The organism is Thalassobacter sp. (assembly GCF_982993085.1).
Genome location: NZ_CEZFMW010000159.1, coordinates 1 through 5,888, shown reverse-complemented (window position 1 = coordinate 5,888; position 5,888 = coordinate 1). Strand labels below are relative to the sequence as shown.

At 62.8% G+C, this 5,888-nt stretch carries 5 protein-coding genes; 2 read left to right on the top strand and 3 right to left on the bottom strand.

Annotated elements, in window-relative coordinates; genetic code table 11:
• Positions 1–222 precede the first annotated feature (222 nt).
• The gene (mgtE, locus tag AC4GMC_RS16890; RefSeq protein WP_487877985.1) at positions 223–1,605 is read left to right on the top strand and encodes a magnesium transporter; all 1,383 of its coding nucleotides are present in this window, start codon (positions 223–225) and stop codon (positions 1,603–1,605) included.
• Between the two features lie 7 nt (positions 1,606–1,612).
• Here mgtE and AC4GMC_RS16885 read toward each other — a convergent pair whose 3' ends face one another.
• A complete protein-coding gene (locus AC4GMC_RS16885; protein ID WP_487877986.1) occupies positions 1,613–3,787 on the bottom strand; it encodes a hypothetical protein in 2,175 nt (724 codons plus the stop codon).
• Between the two features lie 198 nt (positions 3,788–3,985).
• Here AC4GMC_RS16885 and AC4GMC_RS16880 point away from each other — a divergent pair, with 198 nt between their 5' ends.
• On the top strand, positions 3,986–4,690 hold the full coding sequence (locus AC4GMC_RS16880; RefSeq protein ID WP_487877987.1) for an SIMPL domain-containing protein: 705 nt from the start codon (positions 3,986–3,988) through the stop codon (positions 4,688–4,690).
• A 20-nt stretch (positions 4,691–4,710) separates the two neighbouring features.
• Here the strand turns inward: AC4GMC_RS16880 and AC4GMC_RS16875 are convergent, their stop codons facing one another.
• A complete protein-coding gene (locus tag AC4GMC_RS16875; protein ID WP_487877988.1) occupies positions 4,711–5,013 on the bottom strand; it encodes a DUF1330 domain-containing protein in 303 nt (100 codons plus the stop codon).
• Between the two features lie 63 nt (positions 5,014–5,076).
• A complete protein-coding gene (locus AC4GMC_RS16870) occupies positions 5,077–5,853 on the bottom strand; it encodes a 23S rRNA (adenine(2030)-N(6))-methyltransferase RlmJ (RefSeq protein ID WP_487877989.1) in 777 nt (258 codons plus the stop codon).
• Positions 5,854–5,888 lie beyond the last annotated feature (35 nt).

Sequence of the window (5,888 nt, the reverse complement as noted above, 5' to 3'; positions counted from 1 at the left end):
GCCCACGGCTGTGATTTTGCCCTGCGCAATCGCCACAGCGCCGCGGCGTTCATGGCGCGCGCTTTCATGGCCCGTGTGGAACGGGTCACTGGGCAGTGTCAGGGTTTGGCCAAGGAGCAGATGTGTCATGCGCCGTAGCCTATCTGCCGCGTGGGGGACCGTAAATCCCGGTTGGACTTGATCCAGCCGCGCGGTAGGTAAGGGGCAAGCAAGAGGTGCGCCATGGATCAGCCTGAGGTCATCGACCCCCCCGAAAACGAAGCCGCGCAGTATGCTCAGCGGTTGGGATTGGTGCGTGCCGCACTTGAGGCGCAGGACGAAGTGGGGCTGAAGGCCCTGTTGGAGCCACTGCACCCGGCGGATATTGCCGACATCCTAGAGCAGATTGGCCGTGGTGAGCGGGCGCGTTTCTTTGGGTTGTTGGGCGATGATCTGGACGCCGATGTTTTAAGTGAACTCGACGAAAGCGTGCGCGAAGAGATCGTGGCCACATTGCCTTCGGCCCAAGTGGCTGAGGCGGTGGCGGAGTTGGAAACCGATGACGTCGTGGACTTCATCGAGAATCTTGAGGATGAGGAGCAAGCCGAGGCGATTCTGGACGCCTTGGAGGATGCCGACCGCGTCGCGGTTGAGCGCGCGCTGTCCTATCCGGAGTATTCCGCCGGCCGTTTGATGCAGCGTGAGGTCGTGATGGCGCCCGAGCATTGGACCGTGGGCGAGGCGATCGATTATCTGCGCGCCAGCGACGACCTGCCGGAGCAGTTTTACCACCTGATCCTTGTGGACCCCAAGCTGCGCCCCACAGCCTATGTGACATTGGGCAAGATGCTGGCGCATCCGCGATCAGTGGCTTTGGCGGCCATCACTGAGGACAGTTTTCGCACCTTTGATGTCACGCAGGACGAGGGCGATGTGGCCTATGCATTCAACCAATACCACCTGATCTCTGCCCCTGTGGTGGATGAGGATGAGCGGTTGGTCGGGGTCATCACAATCGATGACGCGATGAATGTGTTGGACGAAGAGCATGAGGAAGACATCCTGCGACTGGCGGGTGTGGATGCCGAAGGGTCCTTGGCTGATAAGGTCGCGGCGACGGTTAAGCGGCGCTTTCCTTGGCTGTTTGTGAACCTTGTGACCAGCGTGCTGGCGTCATTGGTCATTGCGCAGTTTGAGGATGTGATCGCGCAGATCGTGGCATTGGCCGTGTTGATGCCCATCGTGGCGTCCATGGGCGGGAACGCGGGCACGCAAGCGTTGACCGTGGCGGTGCGCGCACTTGCGACCAAGGATTTGACTGGGGCCAACGTGTGGCGCGTGATCCGGCGTGAGGTCTTAGTCGGGCTGGTGAACGGCTTGGCATTTGCGGTGATCATGGGGATCGTCGGAGTGATCTGGTTCGGCTCACCCATGTTGGGTGCGGTGATCGGCGTGGCGATGGTGGTAAATCTGCTCGTGGCGGGTTTGGCGGGCGTGGGCGTGCCGGTGTTGTTGGAAAAGGCCGGGATCGACCCCGCGTTGGCCTCGGGCGCGTTTGTGACAACGGTGACCGATGTGGTCGGGTTCTTTGCGTTCTTGGGTCTTGCGGCGATGTGGCTGCTGTAGGCTGGGCTTAGATGCGGGGCATTTCGAGCACGAGATCGCGGCTGCCTTTTCGGTAGGTCAGACGCCCCGGCGCGATAGAAGTCACGCGACCGCTATCCACACGGTCCCCGACGCCGACCCGAACTGTGCGTCCATTGCGTAGGCGCACGAGTGCTTTGGGTGACGAAGGCTTTCCAAAGACACCGATTAGACTGACTTCACGCAAAGATAGCGCGTTGGCCTGCGTGGCGGCGCGCGCCACTGAGCTGCCTGTGGGTAGGGTGCGCGTGGTTGCGGGGGCTTGTGGCCGCGGTGCGACAGCGGCAACGGAGGCGGTGTTCGCGGCCTGCGTCGTGGCCCGCTCCTGTATTGCCGCCACCCGTTTATCCGCATCTGCGGGCCTTGTGCGCGGCGCGGCGGATCGGGCGATGGCCAGCGGGCTATCGCTTTGGGGGGTGACCCGCAGGGGTGGCTCTGGGATGGTGCCCAGCGGGGCGATAGCGCCGGGGTTTGTGGCGCGTTGCCCGCCGCTGGCTGCACCCGGGCTCGCAAGAGAGGCTTGTTGAGCGGCCTGTGCGGCGGCCGCAGCGACGGAGGCAGAAAGACGCGCCTCCTCTTCGGCTTGGACCTGAAGGCTTTTGGGGCGCGGCGTGGGTTCTGGGCGGCGCAATTCCGCTAGGGTGAGGCCGTTGTTTTCAGACCGTTCCACGGCGTCGGCGGAATTTGCGGGGCGGGGCGTGGGCTGGATCTTGGCAAGTAAGGCGCGCTGGGCGGCCTCGGGGCTGGGGGCGGCGTCGGCATCCGGGCTGGGCGTGTCGGGCGATGTGGGCCGGGGCGGTGGCAAAACCTCAACCGGTGGGGCGCCGGCGATGACCCTAACGCCGTCGGGCGTTACGATGCCATCTGCGGTGGGGGCCACAAGTCCGCGCGCGTCGACGGTAAAGGTCGAGCCGGGGGGAGGCGGCGGCAAGTATCTGCGCGGCAATGTCGGCTCTATCTGGTCGCTCGATTTGGGCAGGGCCACGGCATCTGCGTGGGCGATAGGGTCGTCTAACGTGGTTTGATAGAGGCTCAGCAACACATCTTCGAGCGCGGGTTCTGGCGCATCTGGCGTCCCGATCCAGACGCCCGTGGCCGCGTAAATCTCGACGATTTGAAGCGGGGTGGGCAAGGGCATCGGGGCCTCGGCCTCTTGCTCTTGCTCTTGCGCGATAACGTCATCCTCGCTTGGCAAGGTCGCGGGTTCAAAGCCGGCGGTCTCGGATGGCTCTGGCTCGGGGGCCAATTCGTCGGGCTGTGGGGCGAGTGCGAGGTCCGTAAACGTGCCGCCCTGCCGCGCGCCCGTTTCGGGCAGCAGATCATTGGCCGCGACATCCTCGACGGTCTGTGGCCCGGGTCGGGATGTGAACAAGGCAATCGCGCCAACCAGTAGGAACGCGAGTAAAAGCCCCAAGGTTAGCCAGATCCCGAAGCGGTTTCGCGCAGGGGGCGGCACCGGCAGGCTGAGGTCAGGGCCGGGGGGCGGCGTGTCGTCCGGGGGTGGTGGTACGCGTGTGGCAAGCTGGTTCAGGCGTGCGGCCACGGTGTCTGGATTGACGCGCTGTGTGCTGAACGTGGCCTTGTTTTCTGACGGCGCGCTGGGTTTGCCGGCTGGGGGCAGGGGCGCTTTGGTGATGCGAAATGGGCCTGTTTCAGGCTTAAGAATGGCGCCGCCCAGAAACGCATCTGCGCCGGCACAGGGGCCAAAGTTCGGCTGGCCATCGAACTTGCCCGCAGGCACATCAGCCGATACCGCGACGGGGTTGAACCCGTGTTCGACGGCGAAGCCTTCTGCTTCTCTCAGGGTGTCACGCGCAACGGCCGCGACCTTGCGCACTGAGCCGTCACCTGACCAATCAAACACCAGATCATTTACCGAATAGGGGGTAAGACCCTCTAACTGTTTGGCGATCTCCGCCCGGGCTGCGGCATCACTGCTGATCGTGATATCCGTGTACAGCACCTGATCTTGGGGCAAGATCAGCAGCGTGGTGAACTGCGGGCCGCTGTCGGCAACCGCCTCACCGCGCAGGTCCGAAAGCGCGCCTTGCAGGTCTGGATCACTCAGCTTGACCACGCCGAGTGACAACCAACGATTGCCCGGCCGCCGCGCAAAAAGCGTGATATCCTGATACGAAAAGGCCAGTGCTGAGGTCGGTTGCATATCGGCTTGGGTCCAGACGCGCGGCGGGTTTGCGCCGTCCCAAATGAAGGGTACGCGCGCTTTGGTTAATTTTACCCTAGGATAGGCATGAGCGAAAGACTTGCGAAAAGGCAGCTGGGTCGAAATAGGCGGACCGCAGGGGCCAAAGATTGGCAATTCGGGCGGAGTTCCGCCGATCCAAAGCGAGAAGGGAGAGCTATGAGATTGAATATATTGAGTGTTGCCGCTGCCTTGGGCGTGGTGCTGGCTGCCGTGTTTATCGCGCCGGTTCGGGCCGAGACGCTCCTACAGGTCACGGGCGAGGGCCGGATGACCGCGGTGCCGGACATGGCCGTGATCTCGCTTCGGGTGTCGCGCGAAGGGGCCAAGGCATCGGGTGTTACGGCGGAAATGGCTGCGGCCGCCCGCGCTGTTTTAGCCGCGCTTGAGGTGCAAGACGTCGCCGAACGCGACGTCCAAACCAGTACCCTACAGCTAAACCCGCGCTGGACCCGCCCCGCAGATGGGCAGGCCCCGCGCATCGTCGGCTATGAGGCCGCAACGGGGTTTGAGGTCCGCATCCGTGATCTTGACCGCTTTGGCGCGGTGCTGGATGCGGTGATTTCGGATGGCGCAAACGGATTTCAAGGCGTGCGGTTCGCGTTGGTCGATGCGCGTCCTTTGCAGGACGGCGCACGGGTTGCGGCCTTTGACGACGCTATGGCAAAGGCGCGGCTGTACGCCGAGGCGTCAGGCATGATTGTGGACGGCATCCGCAGCATCAGCGAAGGCACTGCCGGTCCGCGCCCGATGAATGAGAGCCTCAGCATGCGGGCCATGGCGGCCGATGTGCCTGTCGCTGGGGGGCAGTTGGACGTGGTCGCGCACGTCAACCTTGAGGTCATTTTGGTGCCCGCGCCATAAGCCGTCGGGCGCCAGAGGGGCTAGCCCAAATAGCCCTCAACAATCACCAAATCGCTTTCGGCGATACCAAGGCGCAGCTGCAGCGCGGCTTGATACCCAGGTGAGGCATAGCAATCTCGCGCCGCCTGCAAGCTGGGAAATTCGATCACAACCGTACGGGGCTTGGCGCTGCCCTCCATCACCTCTTGGGTCCCGCCACGCACCCGAAACACGCCGCCGAATTCCGCAAGCGGGGCTGCGTTGGCGGCGCGATACAGGTCGTATTTCTGTGGGTCATCCACGCGGCCATGGGCAATCCAGTAGCCTTTTGGTGTATCAGTCATTGGGCATATCTCCTCGCTGCTCGGTCAGGATGGAACGATTGTGCGTGGGCAAAGTCAAGCGGGCTACAGGGGCTTGAAAAGCCTATCCAATCGCTTCAATTCGGCCTGCAATCCGTAGGGTGGGTTGATCAGGGCCATGCCGGAACCGACCATCCCATGGTCTGGCCGCGCAGGCTTAAACCGAACCTCGTGTATCGTGATATCAGGCACTGCTTCGCGCAAGCCACGCACCATCGGCTGATGCCGCCCATCCACAAGGATCGGATACCAAAGTGCTATCACCCCAACATTCCACTTGGCATGGATTTGCGCGATCTGGCGCGGCAACGCGTCGTACTCGGCTTTGACCTCATAGCTGGGATCAATCAGCATCAATCCGCGCCGAGGCGTCGGCGGTGTTCGGGCCAGCGCCATTTCAATGCCGTCGCCGTGAAACAGCTTGTGCGCGTCGTCGAAATTCAGGTCTTCCAACGCAGCAAATTCTTGAGGGTGCAACTCAGCCAGATGGGCCTGATCACCCGGCCGCAGGAAATGCGCAGCAATCAGAGGCGAGCCGGGATAGACCGCTTCACCATAAACCCGCGCAATCCGGGCGCGCACTGCACTATACGGGTGCTCCGGCGGAAAGGCGTCCGCCAAACGCAGTATCCCCTGCGCCGCCTCACCGGTCTTGACCGCAGCCTCGCTCGTCAGGTCATAGGCACCACGACCCGCATGTGTTTCAAAATAGGTAAGCGGCTTATCTTTAGCCGTCATATAGTCCAACGCACAGGCCAGCAGAGCGTGCTTGTGCACGTCTGCCAAATTGCCCGCATGATAGCTGTGTTGATAGCTCAGCACGACCGCGCCCCTCTTTGGTTCACAAATATCCCCGC

Bases quoted from the DNA above. Each gene is read 5' to 3' on its own strand.
- mgtE (WP_487877985.1), top strand. From the start codon at position 223: ATGGATCAGCCTGAGGTCATCGACCCCCCCGAAAACGAAGCCGCGCAG.
- AC4GMC_RS16885 (WP_487877986.1), bottom strand. From the start codon at position 3,787: ATGCAACCGACCTCAGCACTGGCCTTTTCGTATCAGGATATCACGCTT.
- AC4GMC_RS16880 (WP_487877987.1), top strand. From the start codon at position 3,986: ATGAGATTGAATATATTGAGTGTTGCCGCTGCCTTGGGCGTGGTGCTG.
- AC4GMC_RS16875 (WP_487877988.1), bottom strand. From the start codon at position 5,013: ATGACTGATACACCAAAAGGCTACTGGATTGCCCATGGCCGCGTGGAT.